The organism is Legionella cardiaca (genome assembly GCF_029026145.1).
Taxonomy (GTDB): domain Bacteria; phylum Pseudomonadota; class Gammaproteobacteria; order Legionellales; family Legionellaceae; genus Tatlockia; species Tatlockia cardiaca.
The window spans coordinates 2,507,812-2,531,772 of record NZ_CP119078.1 but is presented as its reverse complement, the minus strand read 5'-3'; the positions used below and the strand labels follow the sequence as shown (position 1 = coordinate 2,531,772).

Below are 23,961 nucleotides of genomic sequence, written 5' to 3'. Positions count from 1 at the left end.
ATTACAAGGATGTGCAGATGAATTTGCAAACTAAGAGTGGTCTAATTCGATCCCTTAGCTTGGGAGCTTTAACTATTTATGGCGTGGGTGACATTCTTGGTGCAGGAATTTATGCGGTAGTTGGCAAAATTGCAGGTCATGCAGGTCCCTTAACATGGGTTTCATTCCTAATTGCGATGAGCGTTGTATTTCTAACGGCGTTAAGTTATAGCGAGCTTTGCAGCCGTTTCCCCAAAAGCGGCGGTGTTTCCATTTTTATTCAAGAGGCTTTTGGGCAACAGTGGTTTTCAATATTAGTTGGTTTTCTCTTATTTTGTGCAACTATTTTTTCAATGTCCACCTTGTCTCAAGCCTTTATAGGCTATCTTAGGGCGTTGGGATTTAAATTTCCAAATTGGATTGGTATCGCTGGATTTTTAAGTGTTTTGCTTTTAATTAATGTACGAGGAATTAAGCAGTCATCAATAACGAATATTGTAAGTACAGTCATAGAGGTCAGTGGCTTATTGATTGTATTAGCTTGTGGCTGTTGGTATTTACTAAAAACAAATAGCCTGCCCATTGTAGTTACACCTGAAAACCTACCCACCATCAAAGAAGTGTTTCAAGGAGCAGCATTAGCTTTTTTTGCATTCATAGGTTTTGAGGATCTCGCTAATATTGCAGAGGAAGTAAAAAATCCTGAGAGAAATTTACCGCGTGGGATACTTTATTCATTAGGAGTTGCTGGAATTCTATATTTGAGCGTAAGTTGGATGGCTACGGCTATTATTCCTGGAGATGAACTTGGTCAATCTGATTCGCCGTTATTAGATGTGGTTAGTAAAACTTATCCTCCTATGCCCATTTACCTTTTTTCGGTGATTGCTATTTTTGCTGTTTCTAACAGCACACTGGTAAATTATATCACTGCTTCTCGGTTACTCTATGGTATGTCTACAATTAATCTCCTACCAAAATTTTTACAAACCGTTCATCATCGTTATCATACACCCTACGTTGCTATTTTATTGGTATTCCCCATCGTGTTAGCGCTGTCCGTAACAGGTACATTAAAAACACTTGCTGGCTCGACAAGTGCAATTATTTTAACTGTATTTTCCTTGAGTAGCCTTGCCTTAATAAAAATCAAACGAAAGGAAAGGAATAAAAATACACGGATCAGTGTATTTCATATTCCCATATGGGTACCGTGGATAGCAATGATACTAAACATTACAGTTATTGGCTTCTTGCCGTTGCGAAGTATTGTCCCAGCCGTTCTGCTTTTCGGAATCGGGTTTCTGTTTATTGCATGTTTCTATATTGTACGAATGAAGTGGTCAGAGCGTCCATGAAATTAATTTTTGTAATCAAGAAACGTTACCCATGTAGATACTGATATGTAGGTTGGGTCATTTTGACCCAACTGCTAAATATCAACATTGTCTGATGGTAGCAGGTATAAGGTCAAATAACATAATAGTTGAAAGCCTCCTTGCACCATATGATTTTCTTCCAACTCAAAATTCATAATCATTTGATCGGCAAGAAAAAATAAAAGCCAATAGCAGATTGAAATAATGAAGGCTATATCTGCTCGCCGCATCCAAACTGCATTTTTTTTGTTCAGCCCCATGCATGCCCAAATAAAAGCCAATGTTGATAATAGTGATATGAATAGAATGCCTGCAAACAGAATAGGATGCAGCCAATCCGGTGGAGAATACATTTTTAAGGACTCCACTAAAAAAGGGTAGTTTGTATCTTTTGCCCAACTTTTTATAAGTAATCCTGTATGCGCTAGTGCACCTACAATGTCTGTCCATAAGGCAATGAGCCACCATAGCATCCAAAAAACAATAATACCTTTTTTAAAATTTTCTTTATGATTTAGCATGAAAGTAAAGTGGATAAACAAGATTCTTTACTATAACAAATTTTATATTCTTTTGTATGGTTATGAAATCACGATGAGAAGGTAATATGCAACAACATGGTTGCATTTAATGAGTTGGTGCTCTATTATGCAACCATAGTGTTGCTTATTTTATGCAACATAAATTGGAGCTTATAGTGAATAATACAATCGAAAAATCAATTGAATTAAAAGCGCCCTTGAACAAAGTATGGGATGCACTAACTGATTATCGTAAATTTGGGCAGTGGTTTCGTGTGAACGTTGAAACTCCATTTATAGAGGGGAAGATAGCACATGGGTCGATTACCTATCCAGGTTATGAACATATTATATGGCAAGTAGTTATTCAAAAATTAGAACCTCAGCATTATTTTTCTTTTACATGGCATCCTTTTGCGGTAGATATGGAAAGAGATTATTCAAATGAAACCCCCACTCTTGTTGAATTTAGATTGCAGGAAATCTCAAAGGGTACCTTACTTACAGTGACTGAATCCGGTTTTGAAAAGCTTCCTAAAGATCGATTCATGGAGGCTTTCCGAATGAACAATGAAGGTTGGGATGAGCAATTAAAAAATATAAGTAATTATGTTAGCAACTAAGTTATTATCTGCCAAAGAGAAAAAATATACGAAGATATTTGCTGCTTTAGGTGACCAAATAAGGTGGTCTTTGGTATTGAGACTCGGTAAAGGCACACCTCAGTCGATTTCACAGTTGACTCAGGGCTCAAATCTGACGCGTCAAGCAATTACCAAGCATCTTAAGATATTGCAAAACGCAAATATTGTGCATTGTACACGTGCAGGCAGAGAAAGCCTTTTCACATTGGAGGCGCAAACATTTAATGATATGAAAAACTATCTGGATTTTGTTGCCAGACAATGGGATCAAGCTTTATCTAGATTAAAAGCCTTTGTTGAAAACGATAATTGACGCAGTCTGATATAAAAATTAAATTGGCTTGCATAAACATCTTATTCAAGCCAATTTTGCTATAGTCCAATCAATTAAGGGTTTCCACCAGGAGAAGCAAGCCCATTAGAATTCAACTTGATCGTACAAGCATAACGACAGGGAGAGTAGGGTGGAATATTTTTACCGTGTTTAGTGATATCTGCATTCGTATAACGACAAAGAATACTGACGCCTGTCTATATAAATGCCCTGCAGCGCCATCTTCCTGCACTTTAGGGCCTGTTAATGAGTTGTATAAAGTTTTCGCTTGTTTTCCCTGAATAAGTATCTGATTATTGGCTGCCTGAATGCTGAATGTGGAAAAAATGCCTGTAGCGAGCGCGAATAGCGGTAAGTAGCGTTTCATACTTTTGCCTCCCTGCATTAAGTATTTACATGAAGTTATAGCCTATTGGGGACAAATGGACTCATTATTTGCCATATTTGCTGAAGCTAATTGCTATTGGCGTAAGTGAAATAATAGAGTTTGTAATGCTTGCAACGGTATGTTAATTATAGTTGAGGCGAGGCTTGCACTAAGTAAAATTCACCGGTTATGCAAGAACTCCTCAATATCTACTATTAATTAGCAGGGAAGGTATAACCTATGGATTGGTTCTTTGGAAAATACATAATTACAGCCTTATTAACAGTTTTTTCCGGCGCAATTTTCGCTGTAAATGGACAGTTAATTCTCGTAAATTCACTTGGGGTCGTGGTGAATGGAAATTTAGGTGGTTCGGCCTCAAACATATTAGTCAGAGTAAATGATTCCGTAGGAGTGTGTTCAACAACCGTGTCATTAGCTTACGGTGGTGTTATTACGGTACCGTGGAATAGTGCAAATACACACTCTGCAACCAAATGCATTAATATTGTTAGTGTCGATGTTTCTGCCCTAAAGACAGCAAGTGGCCTTGTGCAATACGACAGTACTGCCAATCCAACACCTCCAGCAATAGCCACAGCACCGACAACATTTATTGCGCCAACTACCCCCATTGCAAATATTGCACTTATAGTCACCGGCAATGCTTCTCCCGCAATGAATAATAGTGCTACATCGTGGGGTTCTGCTATAGGTGTTCCTCCAGTCTACTTAACTTCTAACGGAAGTATCTCTGTGACTGGCATCATGGGAGGAGTTGGAATGGTAGGTTTGAAGGCTGAGTCGCTTATGCTTCGCTATGGGATATTACCAAAAAAATTAGAAGCCTAATTAAATCTGACTCATCGAGTCACTCCTATGGTAGACATAGCCAAAGAATGCTTAGTGCAGCGATGAGTCCTAGTGACCAAATAGTAGTTCGAAGAGTGGACCAATTAAGTAAATAAAAAATGTGATATACCCCTCTGCTGATTAAATAAAAGATTGCCAAACCTTGTATCAAATAGCTCGTGTTGTGAGTGGCTAATGCAGTTAAAGCTGCAGTTGAAAAAATAATTAATGATTCAAAACTATTTTGGTGTGCCGCGACTGCTCTTGCACCAAAACCTTTCAGTGCTGCCTGCTGTTCTCTAGGATGGCTATTATCGTAACCACCTGGCTCCCTTTTCATGGCTATTACCACTGGAATTTTTGCAAGATAAGGAAAAAGACAGGCAATGAATAGGCACAGTATTAGCGTAGACATAATGGCTCTTATTTAAGAAGTTATTTTCTTATAGTAGAGGATTTGTGCGTCTTAAAGAATAGCCATAAAGATAAATTTAAATTGTTGCTCTATATCGCAATAAAATCAGTCACCGTTATCGGTGGTACCTTTTCCCATAAACTTAAGACATAACCACCACCGCCGGAGCCTGTGGGTTTAACGGCCAAAGCACCCGCATTTAATAATTTTTGCATATGATGTTGTAAGTTATCGCTTATCAGTCCCCATGACTTGAAGCAATTAGCAGCTTCTTGTATTGCCTCGGTTAAAATGGGTAAAGAAGAGGATTGATTTTGTTCAAGGGCTAAACGTGCCTTAAGGACGCTATCACTCATTTCCTTGTCAATTTGTCTCGCTCTTACTGGATCGGAATCCCACAAGGTTTGGACTCGATTAATACAGTGAGAGGTAATTCCAATTTGACCACATGAAGACAGATGCCATTGCGGTTGCCAGGCTTGTTGGATAGGAGTGACTGTACCTTGTGTAAAATGCATGCCCGCATTCGCGGATACCCCAGCGATGTCTAAACCACTACTTTTACCATGAAATAAATTTTCCAGTTTTTTGGCAAAGGTATAAATTGATTGATTATCCAGCATTTGTTGTGCTGCAAACCAGCGAGCCATAGCGACACAAAGTGCTGCAGAAGCTCCCATACCAACACCAATAGGAATATCATTATATAAATGAAAATGCCCACTTAAGCTGTTAAGTGATTTCCCAAGTAATTGTTGCGCTTGTTCTAAAACGCTCCAAAATAGCAAATGAATATCGGCGCTATTTTGTCCTTCGTAATCTGCACTTAGCTTGGAGTTAACTTTTTTATAACTCAAGGTCAATTTTTTTCCGGGGATAGGAAACACCAGCGCACTATGTCCCCGAAGAACAGCATGTTCACCTGCAAGAATCCATTTTCCATGAGTAGTTGTTTGAAAATCATAGGACATCGTAATTACCAACTAAATAATCGCGTCTAAATTGCATTGCCATTTCAGCTTGCTCAGGTCTATAAAGTAAATGAATGTTAGGTCCGGCATCCATAGTTATCAAAGGTCCGTCACCTTCGCGATTCCACAAATCTTGTAGGCTACGTAAAGCTTGATGCGTACTTTCTGTCATGTAAGAAAAAGGTTCGGAACAATTCATAAACAATTGATGCATGTCTTGAAACTCACGCCAACAGATTTGATAAGCGCTCTGCCAATCTTGGGCTTCAAGCGCCCCTAATAAAACTTTCAGATTTTCGTTTGCCCGCTGACTGCGAGTTGGATAATGACTACTTGTTTTAACGCGACGATGAGCCTCTTTAGAGGAAATTTTTTTCTCATCATGACTAATGATAATCACTTGATGTTCTAAATGTTTGTAAGGTAAATCAATCACACTGACTTCATCTTCTTGCCAAAGAGCCCAGGGCGAGAAAAAAGAACGGCAAGACGAGCCAGAGCCTAAACGACTCAATTGTGCTTGCACCTCTATGGGCGCTAATGGTTTATTAGTTAGTTCACTTAAAGCCAGAAAAGCACATTTAGTTAATGCGGCAAAACTTGATGCCGAGCTAGCCAGGCCACTGCTGTGAGGAAAGTTATTGGTGGAGCGAACTATAAATGCCCCGTGATAATTAAAATAGTCCTTAAGACGCATTAGATGTTCTAAAAAACGTTTTTGTGCCGTGAGAGATAGGTTAAAGTTCTCACCTCCAGGTATATCTAATGGTTCCCAAAAATCTTTCTTCCCACTGGTTGTTTCCAGCACAACACTACTTAAAAGATTGTTTAGTGTATACGAGAAGGAGGGATTATCTGGTATGTTATTGGCTTCATCTTTTTTGCCCATATATTTAATCAGAGCAATATTCGATGGTGCTTGAGAGAACCATTGCATAATCTATCTCCTCTTACTGTTCTCTTGGTCAATCAATTCTGCTTATACCTAAATCTGTTATCGGTGCTTGAACAAGGGTAATTTAGTATTCAAATTTAATTGAATTTTATCAGGATTTACCATCAATTTCTTAATCTTTTTGATTTCTTGCATAACTTGCACTTTTTACTCTTATGCAAAGCTTCTGTGTCATTAATGGCCTGGAGCATCATTCCACAAGATTTTGTGAAGTTGCAATTGAAATCTGACTTGTAAATTGTCTGCAACTATCCAGTCGGCAAGTGCAGTAGGATTTAATTGATTCCAACTGGGAGAAAATAAGACTTGAACTCGTTGCGGCAAATTATATTCCATCATGATTTGGCAAGCCCATTCATAATCTTTTCGGCTGCATAAGACGAATTTAATTTGATCAGTCGCTTTAAGATAAGCCAGATTGTCAAATAAATTCTTATGACATTCACCTGAATCAGGCGTTTTTAAATCCATGACAATCATGACTCGTTTATCAACCTGACTTAAATCTCTTGCCCCACTTGTTTCTAAGGAGACGTTGTATCCTGCATTGCATAATTCAGATAGAAGAGTAATACAGCCAGGTTGGGCTAAAGGTTCCCCGCCCGTAACACAAACGTATTGACATCGATAAGAAGCAACTTTCTCTAAAATAGTAGCCATCTCAGTCATTATTCCACCGCTAAACGCATAGGCGGTATCGCAGTATTGACAGCGTAATGGGCAACCAGTCAGGCGAACAAATACGGTGGGCAAGCCCACAGTATTTGATTCACCTTGTAGAGAGTGGAAGATTTCCGTGATGCGTAATTGGGTACTGCTTTGTTTCATGAAACGCCTAAAGACTCCAATTTTATCGTTGCTAATTGCGCAGTTGGAGTATCAGGATAGTTTCTGAGTACTTCTTGCAGGCGCAACCTTGCATCGTCAATTTTGCCTGATGCAGCTAAAGCATAGCCTATTTTTAAAGTACAGGCGGCTGCTTTGCTAGAGGAAGGGAATTGTTTCAATACAACCTCAAAATGTTCAATGGCTTTAGGATAGTTACTTTTAACCATGTAAAGTTCTCCAAGCCAGTAATGAGCATTCGCTGTATAGCCACCTTGAGGATATTGAGTGGCGAAGGTTTGCATTGCTTTTAGTGCGTCATCAAAGCGCTTATTTTTAACTAGATCATAGGCTGCGAGATAACTAATTTGTTCGTCGGCAGGGTTTCCACGAGAGCTATTACTACTAACTGGCTGAACGTTAGTATTTACCTCTGGTTTACCAGTAATAGGTTTTGTTGAGGTTTCAACAGGTGTAGATGGTGTTTTAGGCGTGGCTGAATCAATAGATAATTCTGTAGGCTTATCTTGAGGTGCTGTTGGTATTGATTGAGCTGATTTGCCAGGATTGCTACGCAATCGAGCATCGAGGTCTTTATAAAAGGCCAATTGCTGTTGTTGCAATAGTTTTAAATCATGAGCTTGTACTTCTAACTGTCCTCGTAATTCTTGAAGCTCCTGCTGCATCCCTTGCAATTTATCAAGTAACCCTGCATTTGCATCGTTACTATTGCGATTATCTTGCGCGAGAGCTATCTCTTCCTCGTTGTTTATATCTTCTAACTGAGCTTTGGCAACAGGCTGCTCTATAGCGGCCTGTTGTTCATCCAAAATCGCAAAATTTTCGCTATCATCAACTACGGGTGCTTCAGCAAAAACCTGAGAAGAAAAAATCCAGGTGAAGCATAAGCAAAGTAGAAGTCGATGGGATTTTATCATCGGGTAGCCTCATAAGTTAGCTCGACACGACGATTTTGCATGTGAGAAGCTTCGTCATGACCGAAGTTTGCGGGACGCTCCTTACCATAACTTACAACACGAATTTGATCTCTACCAACACCAGCCATACGCATTAGCTCAGCAACAGTATCAGCACGACGCTCTCCGAGTGCAATGTTGTATTCACGGCTACCGCGCTCGTCAGTGTGCCCTGCTAATAAGACGCGTGCGCCGGGATGAGTCTTTAAATATTCTGATTGTGCGTTTAAAGAAGCAGTATACTTAGGATTAAACGAACTATCGTCATAAGAAAACAGGTAAATTTGATTGTGTGGTGCTTGAGTTGTATAAGATTCACCTGGCTCTTGACCGGCAAAACGACTCAATTTTCCCAGACCATGGGCAGATGCTCCACCAGTACCACCCATGCCATCAGCACTGCCGGGGGTCTTTGAACAGGATGCAAGTAGCACCACGCTGGCGGCAACAAGTCCCAATTTTAAAAACGATCTGGCGTTCATCCTTTTATTCTCCTTTATTATTCGAATTACTAATAGTTAAAGCGCCACAATGGCGGCTCATTGTACAATTGTTTTCTGCATTTCGCTATTGTCTCTGGCATTTAAGATGAAAATCAGTAAATTTAATGGTCATTGCTTATGTGCTTCACTACAAATTGAGTGAGTATCGCAGTAAATAGCTCCGTTGCGCGATTTGCCGCGATAACTCCGCCGTAAGGGGTGTCAGCGGGACAAGGTACCAGGTGATTGATAATTCGCGAAGCAACAACATGATTATCTTCAACCCGCACTAATACTATTTTGACGACAAAATTAACAGTACTTGGCTTTGTTAAAAAGTTTTGCTGTAGTTCAATTAATTGCGTATCAAGACGATATTCAGCCACTTCAGCTCCAGGGCTGGAGGCCACAACGCGAAAATAACCACTACGTTGTAAGCTTTGCACAATCAGAGGTAATAACATTTCTGCAGGTTCATCGACCCAGGCACTATGCACAAATGGTGTCAATTCATAAGCCTTATCAGTGTATAACATGCTCTCACTTTGATATCCAGCAACTGCGTCAGGAGTATTGACAAAAATAGAATGATTTGATGATTTTTTCGTCAATTGCTTTTTACTGAAGGCTCCTAATTTGTATTGATCAGTAATTAAAGGTTTTACGGAGCAGCCCATTAAGAGGACGTGAACGCAAAGCAGTAAAATTAAATTATATTTTTTCACATTACTCTCCTGGCCCAGCTTTGGGTGGCTTGGTGCCACGGATAAGGACTGAGGGATTTTGACGCATTTGTAAACTGATTTTTTCAAGATTGGCAGCGATAACATCAAGACGGCGCAACAAGACTACTGCTGGCGGTACTGCTTGCTGAGAAATTTTATTAATGGCAAGTTTTCCAGCCTTCATTGTATCTGCGATTTCATCACCTGCTTGACTGACGGAGTTTGCCATGACATTAAATTTTTTCACACCTGTTTTTAAATCGGCAATAACTGCGGGGAATTCTTCACTCGCATTCGCTGCGTTGTTTAAAAATCTATCCGCACTTTGTAAGCTTTTATGAATAGATTGACTATCTTTGGCAAGCACGTCAGTGACTGTTTTAAAGTTAGCAAGTGTTCTTTTAATGTATTCTGCATTCTCTTTATCAAATATGCGGCTAACTTCCTGACTGACTTTATTTACATTTTCTGAAACCTCTTTGAGAACACTATCAAGCTGGTGGAATAAAGAAGGTTTGGATGGGATAATTGGATAGCGGTGTTTGGGAGCTTTCTTTAAAGGGGTCAGGTCGGATGAACTTGCTGAAAGCCCAACATAAGTTGTTCCTGTAATTCCTTGCGAAATTAATGTGGCACTTGTACTTGTAGTAATTGGTGTGTCTTCCTCAATGCTTAGTAATAGCCTAACCTGTTGGGGGTCTTCTTGATTCAATTCAATTTTTTTAACAAAACCAACCTGGACGCCATTAAATTTAACAGCTGCTTCATGACTAAGTCCTGACACGGCTTCATGCATAAAAACCTCATAAGTTTGATATTTTTTTTGTTCAAAGCCGACGGATAGCCATAAGCCTGAAGCAATCAGACCAGCTATAAGAATTAAGACAATGATGCCGACAACAGTATAATTGGTTTTTGCTTCCAAAAAGCCTACTCCCCTGGTTAAATTTCTTCAGTTTAAAGTTTACTGAAGTAATCAGCAATTAGTGGATGTTTATTTTTCATAAGCTCATCAATTGGACCAACGGCTAAGATTTTACCTTCGCCAATAAATGCAACGCGATCGGTTGTCCTTTTTAAGGACTCAATGTCATGACTAATCATAACAATCGTTAAATTAAGTGCATCTCGTAAAAAGACAATGAGCTCATCAAATTTTCTGGCACTATGCGGATCAAGTCCTGTAGTTGGTTCGTCTAAAAACAATAATTCAGGATCCATGGCAAGTGCTCGTGCTGCAGCAGCACGTCGTTGCATACCACCACTCAATTCAGAAGGGTATTTTCCGGCTGCTTCTTTGGGTAAACCTACCAAGGCAATTTTAAGCATGCCGAGTGCTTCCATGAAATTTTGCCCGAGTGTGGTAAATTCTCGCATGGGGAAGGTTACATTTTCCAAAACGGTCATCGCTGAAAAAAGAGCACTATGCTGAAATAACATCCCCCAACGTCGCCGTAAGGCATTTGCCTGGCTACTCTGTAAATTTAAAATATCTTGACCAAAAACTTTTACACACCCTGCTGTTGGTTTCAAGAGCATAAGTAAACTACGTAAAATCGTTGTTTTACCACTGCCGCTACCGCCAATGATTGCTAAAATTTCTCCTTTTTCCACTGTGAGATTGACGTCAGAATGAACCCATTGTCCTCCGAGATAATTTTTTAAACCTTTAATTTCAATGACAGGCTCACTCATTATAAGTTCAACCAGCTATAAATTATGGAATAAGCAGCGTCAGCGACGATGATTAAAAATAAAGCTTGAACAACACTTTTAGTTGTTTGACTACCTATTGTATCTGCCTCAACTCGAAAGCCCTGAAAGCAGCCAACCAGAGAAATCAGGATTGCAAATGCAGGCGCTTTATATAAGCCTAATAATAATTGATCCAAACCCACCGTATCTCTCAAGCGAATCATAAAATCTGAATAACTCACATTAAGCATCCATTTTGACATAAATAAAGCACCTAGAATGCTAAAAAAATCAGCCCAAAAAATAAGTAAGGGAAAAACAAAAAATAGCGCGATCACTTTGGGCATTACCAGAAGTTCCGTGGGTGATAAACCCATGGTTTTAATGGCATCAACTTCTTCATTAATCTTCATGCTACCAATTTGTGCAGTAAAAGCAGAGCTGGTACGTCCAGCAACAATAATTGCTGTGATCAATGGGCCGAATTCGCGAAAGATGGCGAGTCCTGATAAGTAAGCTATGAAAATATTAGCGCCATAGGTTTTTAGTTGTAAGCCCATTTGATAGGCAAGCACAATGCCAATAAGAAAGCCTAACAAGCCAACGATAGGCAATGCTTGTATGCCTGCAGAATTAACATTGGAAACAATACTTGGCAGTTGAAAACGGCGCCAATGACCAAAAGATTCAAAAATTTTAGAACTTAAATCACCAAGTAAAATAATAAAGCCGTCCAATTGCTTTAATTTTTCAATGGTTTCCATGCCAACTCGGGCAAAGACATTCGGTTTGGGAGGAGGTGGGGGTTTATAATCCAAGGTTTCTTTCTTTTCTTCAACAAGCTCTAATAATGCTTCCTGATTTTCTTCGAATTTAGTCAATTCAATTTTTTTATCTTTGTCTTTTAGGGTCTTGATGCATTGAAGCAAGGTTAATGCGCCCGCACTATCAAATTGTTTAAGTCGTTCGCCACTAATAGTTATTGTTTCTGTTTCAGGGAGAGAAGTTGCGTCAAAACGCTGAAGTAGACCATCTAAATGAAGAACGGACCAATTCCCTTCACAGAGATAAGTATTATTCTCTTTATCAAAAATTAATTCGGCTGATGGGATGGCCTTCGTCATGATTGCAATTATTTCAAGAAATAGCCTAGCATAATACGAATCTTCTTTTGCAGCAAAAATACTTAAATAAAGTGCTTAATTTTAGACGCCTTCGATTTTTTCTATGGAAAATAGATCCCGGTTATTTTTGCTTAAAGCAAGCACTTAAAACCATTTTAGCTATTTTAATTACGCTATGGTTTGTGCTTGATGAATCTACCGTAACCAAAGCCATGGCGGCCATGTCTTGTGCTATGTCAATGCAAGGTGCTTTCGCCAAGAAGTTTTGGTGGCGTGTGGGCCAAGTGATTTTATTTGACATGCTCTATTTTGCATCGTTTATTTTAGGGCTTAGTATTCGTGATTCAGTAGATTTAAAAGCGGTGGTCTTTGTCCTGTTGGGATTTACAGTCAATTACTGTCGTCGTTTTGGCCTGCAAACCAATGTGGCACCATTCATGGTATGGCTATTATGTTTTGTTGCCACCATTTTACCTTTTAATTCATCTAAAGAAGCTTGGATGCATATCAATGGTTTAATAATTGGTCTCATTGTATCTGCTTGTGTCATGTTAGTGATATTTCCTGAAAATTACCGCCGATTGTATGTTCATAATTCCAATCGATTCTTCCAGCATTTGGCAAATGGTCTCAATGAGATTAGACGCTATCTATTAGACCCCGACATAACGTTTGATTCTCGGCGCCCTATCCTTTTGCGTGTCAAAGATAGTATGAATCATTTGCTGGCGAGTAATCGCGGTATTGATCAGAGCGATATATTTGATGAGCATCAAGATGGGTTAGTAAGTGAGATATTAATTTGTGAATATGCTTTAACTCAAGCCTATACGATGATGATTGATGCTTATCAAGATTTAAGGTTGCATCAACATTTTTGGTCGCCCCAGATCAGATTAAGTTTAAGTCTCATTAATAAACAATTGTCGCAATTATTTGCTTCAGTGAAAATGAATGAATCCTATCTAGTTAAAGTGAAAATGGTTGAAATTTCTTTTTCTAAATTTACGCAGAGAGTCAATCAGGAGAAGATTACCGATCCTCATCTGCTCATGGCAATCTTGAATTTAAATTTCAGTTTAAGATTTATGACTCGTCAATTTGATAAATTATTGGATTTTAGTCATGCCAATTAGAAATACAACCAGAATGGCATTTCAAGCGGCCATCGCTATTGCCATTTCTGAGATAATAAGTCGTTATTTCAATTTAGAACATGGCTACTGGTCCACTCTTACTGCCATGGCATTAATTGCGCAAACCTGGGGTGAAAGCGTTAAGCGTTCGGTTGAACGGGTAACTATGACTGTTTTAGGTGGGGTATGTGGAACCTTTTTGTATTTTTTTGTGATTCCCCCAAATGATTTTTTAATTATGGGCGTTTTGTTAGTTTTTATTTTTTTCACCGTTTATCTACTTACTATCAATAATCTGTTGGCTGTTTTTACTTTAACAATGTTTGTCGTGTTTTTCTTTGCCTTATTAGGTGACTGGAATCTCGTATTGCTAAAGCAGCGCATTGAAGAAACGGCTTTAGGTGCCTTGATTGCTATCGGCGTAGGTTTCTTCTTCTTACCAGTAAGAACCAATATTAGAGAGCTTTTTATTAATTATTTAGAAAAAATGAATAATAGTCTCACGGCGATTTTTACTGAATCCCATTACAATCAATTGATCATTAAAGAAAATTTATATGAAGAATTTCAAACAATACGAAAAAAGGCAATGGCTATTCGCTATGAAGTATTTTTCCATCGTTTAAATAGACTGGATTTTAATAGCCTGTGGACGCATGCGCTTATTTGTACACAATATCTTGCAAATCTAATTGAATCCTATCAATGGTTATCTCTCCACCTAAGAGCGGAAGATAAAGAAATTGTTGTCATGGCGGCACAAACCACGCAACATAATATTCATATGATTATTAACCTCCTCAAAGGTATGCAGGATGTCAATATGATTCCCGCACAAAATTTACTTGATAGACTCAGTGAAGCTATCGTTACTGAGCCGACACGTTTTGCTGCTTTGGAAGATGAGGCATTGGGTTTTTATAATTTGATGTATTTTTTTTCTCGCCTGAACACGCGTCTGCAGCAAATTGCTGCTTTGGTACACCATGCCGGGAGCTAGGATTATTTCTAGTTGAAATGATTAAAATATGTTACTATTAACACCATTTTTTCTGGTGCAGTATCGGGGCATGCAAGATAATTACAGTCAATTTGAAAAACGCAAACAAGATCACATCACGCTTGCATTATTAGAAAGTAATCAAGCCAGTGAGTTGAACGTTTTAGATAGCATTGTGCTTGCCCATGAAGCATTGCCAGATTTGGATTTTGCGGACATTGATATCCAGAGTCAACGTTTCGGAAAAATTATAGAGAAACCGTTTTTGGTCAGCTCAATGACAGCTGGACATCGAGATGCCATTAATATTAACCACAATTTGATTGCTGCCTGTACGCAAAGTAAGTGGGCGATGGGAGTGGGGTCGCAACGACGTGAGCTAACAGATAAACAAGCAGCAAGTGAGTGGCAAGTTTTAAGACAACAATTCCCCGATGTTACCTTATTTAGCAATATAGGTATTGCTCAAGTAATAGGTACCCCACTAGAACAACTTCAGCGCTTGACTGAAGCGCTGCAGGCCCAAGCATTAATTGTTCATTGCAATCCCCTGCAAGAAGCAATTCAACCAGAGGGCACGCCCCAATTTAAAGGTTGTTGGCACGCGCTTGCCGAGTTAGTCCAAAAGTTAGCTATTCCTGTAATTATTAAAGAAACAGGTTGTGGTTTTTCTTTGCCCACATTAAAGCGCCTGAATGAAATTGGTGTTGCTGCAGTTGACGTAAGTGGTTTAGGCGGCACGCATTGGGGGCGCATTGAAGGCCATCGCGCTTCAGAAGGAAGTCTGCAGCAAAAAGCAGCAGTGACTTTTCGCAACTGGGGTATTGATACGGTGCAAAGTGTAAGAAATGCGGTTTCATTGTCACCTTGTTTTGAGGTGTGGGGTTCGGGTGGAGTTCGTCATGGTTTGGATGCTGCAAAATTATTTGCCTTGGGGGCAAGTTCTGTCGGTTTTGCCAAACCCATGTTGAATGCAGCGCTTCAAGGTGCACAAAGCGTTTATGACTTGATGACAACAATTGAATATGAATTGAAGGTTGCTATGTTTTGTACAGGTAGCCGCATACTCACTGAGTTAAAGGAGAAGGCATGCCGTTAAGCAATCAAGCGAATCAATTATTTCAAGGATTTTCTAAATTGACGCGTGAAGAGCGATTTCAGCGTTTGTTGGATTTAGGTGCCTTAACTGCAGAAGATATTCAATACCTACAAAAGGGTGGCGTACAAGATACGGTACTTGCTGACAAATTAATTGAAAATGTCATTGGTTATTTTCAACTTCCTTTAGGTGTTGCAACTAATTTTTGTATTGATGGCGAAGATTATGTTATCCCTTTAGCTGTTGAAGAAACATCAATTATTGCTGCCTTGTCTAAAACTGCCAAATGGATAAGACAGCATGGTGAAATCATGACTTGGGTGACTGGTGATTGTATTCTTGGGCAGATTCAAATTGCGAAAGTAAGTGATTTTGCCAGATTTTCCAGTATCTTCAGTGAAAATAAGCAATTTTTGCTCGAAAAAGCAAACGAAGAAGTCGCTTTTAATATGGTGAAACGGGGCGGTGGTGTCATGGATTTGCAGCTGCGACATATTCCTCGCCATGATGGTGGGGACATGGCTGTAATTCATGTCACGATGAACACTTGTGATGCGATGGGTGCAAACATTATTAATCAAGTTCTGGAATTTCTAAAAACACCCATAGAAAATATCTCTGGTGAGCAAGTCACCATGTGCATTTTATCAAACTTAAATGATGAAAAACTGACAACGGCCAAAGTGACTATTCGCGACGTCGAACCTGAATTAGGGGAACGATTACAGGAAGCATCATTATTTGCAGAAATCGATCCATACCGTGCTGCTACTCATAATAAAGGTGTTATGAATGGTATTGATCCTGTCTTAATTGCTACCGGAAATGATTGGCGAGCGGTGGAAGCAGGGATCCACGCTTATGCGACTCGCTCTGGGAGTTATCAAGCAATTACCCGCTGGCGTTATCAGGATGGCTTATTGACGGGGGAATTAACAGCACCGATTATTGTTGGTACTGTAGGTGGTGTTACGGCATTGCATCCGACGGCAAAACTTTGCTTGCGCATGATGGGTATTCAATCCGCTAATCATCTATCTCGCGTGTTGGCTGCCGTAGGCTTGGTTCAAAATCTGGGGGCTATTAAAGCACTATGCACAGAAGGGATTATTCAGGGCCATATGAAATTACACATTGATAATTTATTATTGGTGGCTGGCGCAACGGATCATGAAATGCCGGTGTTAAAAGAGCGTTTGCAGAGTTGGTTGACTATTAATAAGCGCGTTAGTTTAAATAATGCTTGTGAGCTATTAACTGAAATACGACGGGCAAAAGCAGCATCATGAAGTGGCGTATTCCGGCAAAAACATTTTTACTGGGCGAATATGCTGCTGTAGCTGGTGGTTCAGCAATTATTCTAACGACAGCTCCCTGTTTTGAATTAGCGTTTACTGAGGATGATCTTATGCAAGGGATTCATCCCGATTCTCCTGCAGGTCAATGGTGGTTACATCATCGCATGCCCAAACAAGGGCTACTATGGCGTGATCCTTATAAAGGAAAAGGAGGATTGGGGGCATCGAGCGCGCAATTTATCGGCGCTTATTTGGCAAGTTGCCATTTATTGCATCTTCGTCCTACTCAAAAAACGCTTCTTGATGCTTATTATCAAGCAGCATGGCGAGGAGAAGGACTTAAACCTAGTGGTTATGATGTCTCAGCCCAATTGCAGAATCGCTGTGTTTATATCAATCGTCAAAATAATATTATTCAATCCTATGATTGGGTTTTTAAGGATATTGCCTTTTTATTGCTTCATAGTGGCCAGAAGTTAGCAACACACTATCATTTACAAAGAATGACCCTTCCTCATTCAGTTAACGAACTTTCTGCAATTAGTGAACAGGCAAGAAAGGCATTTGAGCAAGAAAATAGTGCAGAATTGGTTAAAGCCATCAATGATTATCAACAACAATTAAGTAGCCTTAACCTAATTGCATCTCACAGTTTGCAACATATTCAAGCCTTTAAAACGCAGGATGATATCTTGGCGGCCAAAGGATGCGGAGCCTTGGGAGCCGATGTTTTATTATTGATAGTACCGAAAGCGTGTTTAAAAACAAAAGCCAGTAGTTTGACTACAGAGGGTTGGACTATTTTGGCTACCAGTGATGATTTATTTACTGGAAGAGCATTAATGAAAAATAAAAGCCAGAAAACACTTGAAATTTTACCTTAATCCGGTATCATTCCAGCCTCTTTAGGGCCGTTAGCTCAGTCGGTAGAGCAGGAGGCTTTTAACCTCTGTGTCATAGGTTCGAATCCTATACGGCCCACCATTTAATGCAATGCATTAAATGAGGTTTGCTCTAAAAAATTGTTTACCTGTAAAGGGCCGTTAGCTCAGTCGGTAGAGCAGGAGGCTTTTAACCTCTGTGTCATAGGTTCGAATCCTATACGGCCCACCATTCTGGCCTCAGTTGTTTAAAGTCCAGACAACGGGGTAGCATAATCAATCCGATTTACCCTACAGTATCTTATTGCGCTCGTAGCTCAGCTGGATAGAGTACTTGGCTTCGAACCAAGGTGTCGGGGGTTCGAGTCCCTCCGAGCGCGCCATTTAAATTATTTGAAATCAATATGTTAAAATTTTCCATCCAACATACATTGCCTTGTTGTGTAGCAGAATTGTAGCATTTTTTGAGGTTCTTACTGTTTTGAATGATGTGGGTGGAAACCAAGCAAGCTTAGGCTGGGCTGAAAAGCCCAGAAATGATTGGAGGAATGGATTGATATTTGAATTAATATTCTGCTTTTTAGTTAATAATCAATTTCTATGTAATACTCAAGCGTAGGCTGGGCTTTCTAGCCCAGCCTACGCTTGCTATTCTCAATCACTTCCTACGGAACCATAATAGGAAGAACGTAGCCTTGGTCTGAAAAGCCAAGAAATGATTGAAGGAATGGATTGATTCTTGAATTAATATTCTGTTTTTGAGTTAATAATCAATTTCCAGATCATACTCGGATTGGTCGCTGCGTTTATAGCCCAGCCTATGCTTGCTTGAATTAGCCAAAAGTATTCACAATTGAAGCTTAAGCTTTTCAAGATCGTTTTTTACGCGTTGAGTCGCTTCGTGACCTTCTTGTATGGTTTCTTTCGCACGATCGAACTCCATAAGACCAATATAGCCAAGTTTCGGTTCGATAAGAATGTCAGGTGGATCCTCTGCTATTCGCGCATGAGTAATGCGCTCCTGCATAATGTTAATGGAGCCAGCGATTGCATCGAAGAGACCTGGTTTGAAGATTTTTTTCTTGTGCAGGGAGGAAATAAAGGAATCCAACCGAATGTCGAAGTCTACTTTAAGCTTCGATGGCCACGTAGAAATGGTTGGATTATTCTTTTCCCCGTATTCCAGTTTCTTTTTGTTGTCCTCGTTCTCAGTTAACGATGTTTCTCTAGGATATCGCGAGAAATGTCTGCCAACGAGATCCCCATTTAGATTTACCGCGATCACATAATCTGCACCCATAGCACGCGCTAGTGAAATAGGCACAGGATTAACTAAGCCACCATCTAGCATAAAATCGTGTTTTAAAACAAAAGGGGCAAAGATGCCAGGCAAAGAGATGGAGGCTCGTACTGCTTCAAGCAAGGAACCCTCGCGCAACCAATGCTCTTTACCACTTAATAGAGACGTGGCAACACAGGCAAAGGGAAACTCAAGATCCTCTATATTAAGATTTCCAATGCGTTTTTCTATGGCAGTCATCAGAGATTGCCCTTGAATAAAGCCTCCACCAGTGATGCGGACATCTAATAATTTTAGGATGTCCGTACGCTTCAGCGTGTAGACCCATTCTTCAAATTTGTCGAGGTTACCTGAAGCATAAGCTGCACCAACTAACGCGCCTATGGACGAGCCTGTAACTAGATCCGGTTTTATACCCAAGTGTGCTAATTCACGAATGACGCCTATGTGTGCCCAGCCACGTGCGGATCCACTTCCGAATACTAGTCCTATCTTAGTTCTTGCCATGCTATCCATCTCATGCCAATTTCTAATAAATTATAGTCAGAACATTATGGAACTGGAACAATACCCAGATAAATTATGACATGGTTCGAGTTTTGAAAATTTTAGAGTGCGCGTTAGAGTGCGAATAAAAGAGCTTAAGGGTCGCCTCTTGCTTTTTCAAAAAGTAATGGGGCGCATATGCTCACCAAATATCCCATCTGCGTTTGATTATGTGTTTAGATGATGAAAATGAACGACATTACTATCTGCAAGAAGCAAGCTCCCAAAATTGGAGCACGTGTCTGTTGGAACGCAACATCAAAAGTCGTCACTACAGACGTTTGTTGTTCACCCAAGGACATGAAGAAGCAGCCATACATAATCATCAACAGTCTCCTTGGCTAATCAAAGATCCTTATGTTTTAGAGTTTTTAATGTCCTGAAGATCTGAGAGGTCAAGAAAGTCTTTTAGAATCAAATATAATAGAACACTTACAAAAAATTTCTTTTAGAATTAGGCAAAGTTTTTTGTTTGTAGCACGTTAAATGCGTGTAAGTATGGAAACATCACATTTCTATGTTGACTAAGTTTTTTGTGTTCCTTATTACAAGAAAGCTACACTTAAAATAGCCAGTATGACTGGGGTGGAAAATGACTCTTTTTAATGAGATTAAAACGAGATTTATTGTTATCTTTATAACTGCCTTTGTAGTTACTGCTGCCTTACTTTTTGTTTACTCAATCTACTCAAGAAATCAACTTATTGATTCTTATAAAGAATTTTTCAAACTCTGGGAGTCCAGAAAACTTGATAATTATCTATTAAATTACAGTAGTCGTGATTGTGCATATACAATCAAGGTGACTAATGGGATTCCTAAAATTATCAAAACAGCTAATTCTGGTCTGGGTTGTGAAATCACCCCATCATGGTTAAATAAAAAGCAACCAATGACTGCTTTGTTTAGAGAGTTGATTCCATTAAATTATCCACGATGTGGAGCAAACGGTTGTATCTGCGACAATATTAATAACGTAACAATTAAATTTGATAAAAAATTAGGCTACATTCAGTCATGGAAAGAAATAAACTCAGGTAACTTTACCCCTTATAATACTGCAAGATTTTCCTTAGGGGTTTCTTGCCATACGATGTATTCTGAACCTGTTAATTTTTCGGTATATCTAGGGCCCTTATGAGAATTAATTGGATATTATCGATTCTTTTTTGCAGAAAAATACTCAACCCAAGTGAGAGTGGGCTCTTACTCTTATTGCAGCTTATATTGTTTTTAGAATTCTGCGTATTTCTAGGTAATTACCTGCCCTTTGATATACTATATGAGAGACTATTTTTATTTATAGTTTTTCTTATTTTATTTAATCTCATTTTGCTTGCGTGCTTCAAAACACCTTATTTTTTTTCTTATAATAATTCCTTTTTTATTAGTCTTTGGATTTATACCTTAGTTATTGTTTTAGAACAGCTTCTATTAATGCTCATTTCTCCCTATCTCATATCAGAAAAAGTGGTTTTCATTTGGGCAGTCTATTTTTTATTTTATTCTCTCTTTGCTTTTTTATGGGGAATAATGATGTTTATTAATGTATTAGTCTTTTTTATTTCAAAACCGTCAAACTAGTAGTGTTTATTCTGCAGTTTGCATTGCAACAAACAGCGAATCTTGTCTGTGCATTGGGTAATGCACAGACAAAAAGCAGGCTCTTATTTTAAGATAATCTCAGCCTTCATGCTTTTATAAAAATCTGGCCAACATCTAACAAATAGTTCTAGATTTTCATTGGGGATAAGATCCATTTTTCCTATTTTTACGCCAGGGTTTAAAGGATCGTTAACCACAGGCTCCAGGAGTCCCACTTTTTTGGAGTTAATATATTGAGTTATTTCTTTTTTTGAAAAAGAGTTACCACTAGGAGATATAACCGGATTATCAAAATGCTCAACACTAAGTGAGTCAATGAGTTCTTCATCTATTTTATCTAAAATTTCTGAATACTCGGTAGGTGATTTTTCTTGTGAAGCAAGATAACCAATAATATTTCTTAATACCAAATTACGGTAATAATGCTCTCCTTCCTGTAAATGAATGCCTAATTCTTTGTATTGAGCAATTAGCACATCGCGTTCATACGTTTTTCCATCATCTTTTAAAACAACGGGATCTTTCATAAGTGGAACGGTTCCATGTAGCCCCAATTGTTCTCTTTTCTCTTTAGTTAATGGGCAAATTAAAATATTTGCTATATAGCTGGGTAATGTGAAGTCTTCTTCTTTCTCGACATAGCGACCCCTAGCCACAACCTTGGTATCTTTTTCCATGAAAGGGGTAATATGATCATCAAGACTACAATTTACTGTCTCAAGTATGTGGATTACTAAGCTCTCAATGAGCACGCTATTATCATCAGCAATAATATCTTTCTTTCCACCAGATTTTTCTACTATTTGAGCAAATTCTAAAGACTTAGGGGGCTTATTATTTATTACCCATCCTTGCTTTGAATTCATATAACGAATAGCATTTTGAACTACCCATTGCTCACTTGCCTTATGATAAACAATCGATTCAAAAGTAATTAGACCAGGGACACTACTGTCTCGTAATAACCATAATTTTTTATTATCCTGAATGTCTTTACCATGTTGTTCCACTGCTTTTTGGGCGCTTGTTAACAATAATTTTGTAGCCTGTGTTTGGCTCATATTCTTGTGAATGTAAATTATATTTTCTTGAGGTTGTTCCATTTTGTTGTACATTTTAATTTCTCATATAATTTAAAGAGTTAAGTATTTTTTTGACGTAGAAGATAAAAGAACAACGTTTTTGAAGATAAAAAATCTTAGCATAATTCTTTGATTGCTAGCTCAACTAGTTGGATAGTTTATCAACAATTTCTTAGGAAATTATTAAGGCTTTAATAGAAAGGAAATTGCGACAATAGACCAACTAAGTAACTTCCCAAGATGCCCCATCAATAAGCATTCCAGAACAATTAAATCTGAAATCAAGTAAAGTTCCTTAACAATGATTTAATTAGTGTGCTAACGTCATTGTAAATAATGCATAGCATTGTTCTTAACATAGTTACCATTACGAGAAGGTTTCATAATGAAGCATACAATCAATCTTAAGTTAGTGAGGTTTTGGCATCTTATATTAGCTATGAACTTGAGTATCGGCCTATGTTTGATATCAGGCATCGCAACAGCTCAGGAGGCTAAGGTGATGTCACTTATGTCAAAAGATCTGAAAGACCTCCCTGGTAAGGAAGGCCAGCTGATCATGGTAGAGTATCCGCCTGGAGCTACGGACCCTATCCATCGTCACAATGCACACGCATTTGTATATGTGCTGGAAGGCTCCATCGTTATGCAGTTGAAAGGCGGAAAGGAAGTTACATTGACACCAGGACAGACCTTCTATGAAGGGCCCGACGATGTTCACATTGTTGGCCGGAGTGCAGACAAAACCAAGTCAGCAAAATTTCTTGTGTTTTTGATCAAGAACAAGGGCGCGCCAGTGCTCACACCAGTGAAGTAACTGGGAAGCGTCTTGCCATTTCCGAACTTATCTTTGACGAAGCAATGGAAGCGGGTAGGAGAAACAATCTGTTATGGTTCAATAAACATTGGAGAGTGTTTTTACACATGTGCATTAAACATAGTGTGAATCTGAAGTGCACTTGACCACTTGCCCGAATTACGGGCTACCTACAGGAAGGAGCGCATATGAAAATCGTAGTCATAGGGGGCACTGGGTTGATTGGAACGAAGCTTGTGAACAATCTTCGCAAACGAGGGCATGATGTCGTAGCGGCATCACCCGCTACAGGCGTCAATACCATCACTGGTGAAGGGCTTGCAAAAACGCTTGCCGGTGCTCAGGTTGTCGTCGACTTGGCGAACGCGCCTTTGTGGGAAGACAAAGCCGTGCTGGAATTCTTCGAGACTTCTGGCCGCAACCTCCGCGAAGCGGAAGCTGTAGCAGGCATTCGTCACCATGTTGCGCTGTCTATCGTCGGAACTGACCGGACACCCGATAATGGCTATTTCCGCGCTAAGCTTGCTCAAGAGAGGCTGATAGAGACATCCGGTATTCCCTACACCATCATCCGCTCGACCCAATTCATGGAATTTCTTGGTGGAATTGCTTCTTCAAGTACAGATGGAAATGTAGTCAAGATTTCGCCGGGTCTGTTTCAGCCTATCGCTGCTGACGATGTCGCTGCCATCGTTGCCGATGTGGCGCTCGCATCGCCACGCAACGGCACTATCGAGATCGCCGGCCCAGAACAAGCGCCATTTAACGAAATTGTTGCGCGTTATTTGAAAGAGATTGGCGATCCGCGTAAGGTCGTAAGTGACCCGGATGCCCGATACTTCGGTGGCTTGGTCAAAGAGCATTCACTCGTGCCGTTGGGCAAAGCACGCCTCGGTCATATCGGTCTCGACGAATGGCTCCGCTCACAAGCAAAAGCTTGAGTCTAGAATTA

General features: G+C 39.5%; 27 protein-coding genes and 3 tRNA genes. 16 read left to right on the top strand and 14 right to left on the bottom strand.

The annotated features are described in order from the left end of the window. The first annotated feature begins 17 nt into the window (after positions 1–17). Positions 18–1,337, top strand: coding sequence for an APC family permease (locus tag PXX05_RS10895; protein ID WP_275088243.1), 1,320 nt, complete (start codon positions 18–20; stop codon positions 1,335–1,337). A 74-nt stretch (positions 1,338–1,411) separates the two neighbouring features. Here the strand turns inward: PXX05_RS10895 and PXX05_RS10890 are convergent, their stop codons facing one another. Further along, on the bottom strand, positions 1,412–1,879 hold the full coding sequence (locus PXX05_RS10890) for a hypothetical protein (protein WP_275088242.1): 468 nt from the start codon (positions 1,877–1,879) through the stop codon (positions 1,412–1,414). Between the two features lie 176 nt (positions 1,880–2,055). Here PXX05_RS10890 and PXX05_RS10885 point away from each other — a divergent pair, with 176 nt between their 5' ends. Next, positions 2,056–2,502, top strand: coding sequence for an SRPBCC family protein (locus PXX05_RS10885; RefSeq protein WP_275088241.1), 447 nt, complete (start codon positions 2,056–2,058; stop codon positions 2,500–2,502). Continuing rightward, positions 2,489–2,836, top strand: coding sequence for an ArsR/SmtB family transcription factor (locus PXX05_RS10880; RefSeq protein WP_275088240.1), 348 nt, complete (start codon positions 2,489–2,491; stop codon positions 2,834–2,836). The genes PXX05_RS10885 and PXX05_RS10880 overlap by 14 nt, the downstream gene beginning before the upstream one ends. A gap of 112 nt (positions 2,837–2,948) precedes the next feature. On the opposite strand, the gene PXX05_RS10875 is transcribed toward PXX05_RS10880, so the two are convergent. After that, complete coding sequence (locus PXX05_RS10875) at positions 2,949–3,224, bottom strand: hypothetical protein (RefSeq protein ID WP_275088239.1); 276 nt, start codon at positions 3,222–3,224, stop codon at positions 2,949–2,951. Between the two features lie 240 nt (positions 3,225–3,464). Here PXX05_RS10875 and PXX05_RS10870 point away from each other — a divergent pair, with 240 nt between their 5' ends. Then, complete coding sequence (locus tag PXX05_RS10870) at positions 3,465–4,076, top strand: hypothetical protein (RefSeq protein ID WP_275088238.1); 612 nt, start codon at positions 3,465–3,467, stop codon at positions 4,074–4,076. Between the two features lie 25 nt (positions 4,077–4,101). Here the strand turns inward: PXX05_RS10870 and PXX05_RS10865 are convergent, their stop codons facing one another. The 10 genes from PXX05_RS10865 to PXX05_RS10820 form a co-directional block, all read right to left on the bottom strand. Next, positions 4,102–4,491, bottom strand: coding sequence for an MAPEG family protein (locus PXX05_RS10865; RefSeq protein ID WP_275088237.1), 390 nt, complete (start codon positions 4,489–4,491; stop codon positions 4,102–4,104). Positions 4,492–4,580: 89 nt separating this feature from the next. Further along, positions 4,581–5,462, bottom strand: a complete 882-nt coding sequence (locus PXX05_RS10860; RefSeq protein WP_275088236.1) for a mevalonate kinase family protein — start codon at positions 5,460–5,462, stop codon at positions 4,581–4,583. Beyond that, positions 5,452–6,399 carry a diphosphomevalonate decarboxylase gene (locus tag PXX05_RS10855; protein ID WP_275088235.1) on the bottom strand — a complete coding sequence of 316 codons (948 nt, stop codon included), beginning with the start codon at positions 6,397–6,399 and terminating at the stop codon, positions 5,452–5,454. Before PXX05_RS10855 ends, PXX05_RS10860 begins: the two co-directional genes overlap by 11 nt. A gap of 192 nt (positions 6,400–6,591) precedes the next feature. After that, complete coding sequence (gene queE / locus PXX05_RS10850; RefSeq protein WP_275088234.1) at positions 6,592–7,245, bottom strand: 7-carboxy-7-deazaguanine synthase QueE; 654 nt, start codon at positions 7,243–7,245, stop codon at positions 6,592–6,594. Beyond that, positions 7,242–8,180 (bottom strand): tol-pal system protein YbgF, encoded by a 939-nt coding sequence (gene ybgF, locus PXX05_RS10845; RefSeq protein WP_275088233.1) that lies wholly within the window; start codon positions 8,178–8,180, stop codon positions 7,242–7,244. Before ybgF ends, queE begins: the two co-directional genes overlap by 4 nt. Then, complete coding sequence (gene pal, locus PXX05_RS10840; RefSeq protein ID WP_275088232.1) at positions 8,177–8,701, bottom strand: peptidoglycan-associated lipoprotein Pal; 525 nt, start codon at positions 8,699–8,701, stop codon at positions 8,177–8,179. The genes ybgF and pal overlap by 4 nt, the downstream gene beginning before the upstream one ends. 122 nt (positions 8,702–8,823) lie before the next feature. Beyond that, on the bottom strand, positions 8,824–9,426 hold the full coding sequence (locus PXX05_RS10835; RefSeq protein ID WP_420844587.1) for an ABC-type transport auxiliary lipoprotein family protein: 603 nt from the start codon (positions 9,424–9,426) through the stop codon (positions 8,824–8,826). A gap of 1 nt (position 9,427) precedes the next feature. Next, positions 9,428–10,351, bottom strand: coding sequence for an MlaD family protein (locus tag PXX05_RS10830; protein ID WP_275088231.1), 924 nt, complete (start codon positions 10,349–10,351; stop codon positions 9,428–9,430). Positions 10,352–10,383: 32 nt separating this feature from the next. Further along, positions 10,384–11,121, bottom strand: coding sequence for an ABC transporter ATP-binding protein (locus tag PXX05_RS10825; RefSeq protein WP_275088230.1), 738 nt, complete (start codon positions 11,119–11,121; stop codon positions 10,384–10,386). Further along, a complete protein-coding gene (locus tag PXX05_RS10820; protein ID WP_275088229.1) occupies positions 11,121–12,245 on the bottom strand; it encodes an MlaE family ABC transporter permease in 1,125 nt (374 codons plus the stop codon). The genes PXX05_RS10825 and PXX05_RS10820 overlap by 1 nt, the downstream gene beginning before the upstream one ends. A gap of 71 nt (positions 12,246–12,316) precedes the next feature. Here PXX05_RS10820 and PXX05_RS10815 point away from each other — a divergent pair, with 71 nt between their 5' ends. From PXX05_RS10815 to PXX05_RS10780, 8 genes are all read left to right on the top strand, one after another. Next, positions 12,317–13,381 (top strand): aromatic acid exporter family protein, encoded by a 1,065-nt coding sequence (locus PXX05_RS10815; RefSeq protein ID WP_275088228.1) that lies wholly within the window; start codon positions 12,317–12,319, stop codon positions 13,379–13,381. Beyond that, positions 13,371–14,381 (top strand): FUSC family protein, encoded by a 1,011-nt coding sequence (locus PXX05_RS10810; protein WP_275088227.1) that lies wholly within the window; start codon positions 13,371–13,373, stop codon positions 14,379–14,381. Before PXX05_RS10815 ends, PXX05_RS10810 begins: the two co-directional genes overlap by 11 nt. 70 nt (positions 14,382–14,451) lie before the next feature. Continuing rightward, positions 14,452–15,480 carry a type 2 isopentenyl-diphosphate Delta-isomerase gene (gene fni, locus PXX05_RS10805; protein ID WP_275090498.1) on the top strand — a complete coding sequence of 343 codons (1,029 nt, stop codon included), beginning with the start codon at positions 14,452–14,454 and terminating at the stop codon, positions 15,478–15,480. After that, positions 15,471–16,769, top strand: a complete 1,299-nt coding sequence (locus PXX05_RS10800; protein WP_275088226.1) for a hydroxymethylglutaryl-CoA reductase, degradative — start codon at positions 15,471–15,473, stop codon at positions 16,767–16,769. Before fni ends, PXX05_RS10800 begins: the two co-directional genes overlap by 10 nt. Continuing rightward, complete coding sequence (locus tag PXX05_RS10795) at positions 16,766–17,662, top strand: mevalonate kinase family protein (protein ID WP_275088225.1); 897 nt, start codon at positions 16,766–16,768, stop codon at positions 17,660–17,662. The genes PXX05_RS10800 and PXX05_RS10795 overlap by 4 nt, the downstream gene beginning before the upstream one ends. Positions 17,663–17,686: 24 nt before the next feature. Next, positions 17,687–17,762 (top strand) — tRNA-Lys (locus PXX05_RS10790). Positions 17,763–17,815: 53 nt separating this feature from the next. Further along, positions 17,816–17,891: transfer RNA gene (locus PXX05_RS10785), tRNA-Lys, on the top strand. A gap of 74 nt (positions 17,892–17,965) precedes the next feature. Next, a tRNA-Arg gene (locus PXX05_RS10780) sits at positions 17,966–18,042 on the top strand. A gap of 464 nt (positions 18,043–18,506) precedes the next feature. Here PXX05_RS10780 and PXX05_RS10775 read toward each other — a convergent pair. After that, on the bottom strand, positions 18,507–19,475 hold the full coding sequence (locus tag PXX05_RS10775) for a patatin-like phospholipase family protein (RefSeq protein WP_275088224.1): 969 nt from the start codon (positions 19,473–19,475) through the stop codon (positions 18,507–18,509). Positions 19,476–19,675: 200 nt separating this feature from the next. On the opposite strand from PXX05_RS10775, the gene PXX05_RS15160 reads away from it, so the two are divergent. Further along, positions 19,676–19,888, top strand: a complete 213-nt coding sequence (locus PXX05_RS15160; RefSeq protein WP_420844586.1) for a hypothetical protein — start codon at positions 19,676–19,678, stop codon at positions 19,886–19,888. A 209-nt stretch (positions 19,889–20,097) separates the two neighbouring features. Beyond that, positions 20,098–20,646, top strand: coding sequence for a hypothetical protein (locus PXX05_RS10770; RefSeq protein ID WP_275088223.1), 549 nt, complete (start codon positions 20,098–20,100; stop codon positions 20,644–20,646). A 526-nt stretch (positions 20,647–21,172) separates the two neighbouring features. Here the strand turns inward: PXX05_RS10770 and PXX05_RS10765 are convergent. After that, entirely contained in the window at positions 21,173–22,213 is a 1,041-nt protein-coding gene (locus PXX05_RS10765) for a U-box domain-containing protein (protein ID WP_275088222.1), read from the bottom strand. Between the two features lie 490 nt (positions 22,214–22,703). On the opposite strand from PXX05_RS10765, the gene PXX05_RS10760 reads away from it, so the two are divergent. Next, positions 22,704–23,009: a cupin domain-containing protein gene (locus PXX05_RS10760; protein ID WP_275088221.1), complete on the top strand. Its 306-nt coding sequence runs from the start codon at positions 22,704–22,706 to the stop codon at positions 23,007–23,009. A 188-nt stretch (positions 23,010–23,197) separates the two neighbouring features. Beyond that, on the top strand, positions 23,198–23,950 hold the full coding sequence (locus tag PXX05_RS10755; RefSeq protein ID WP_275088220.1) for an SDR family oxidoreductase: 753 nt from the start codon (positions 23,198–23,200) through the stop codon (positions 23,948–23,950). Positions 23,951–23,961: the final 11 nt, after the last annotated feature.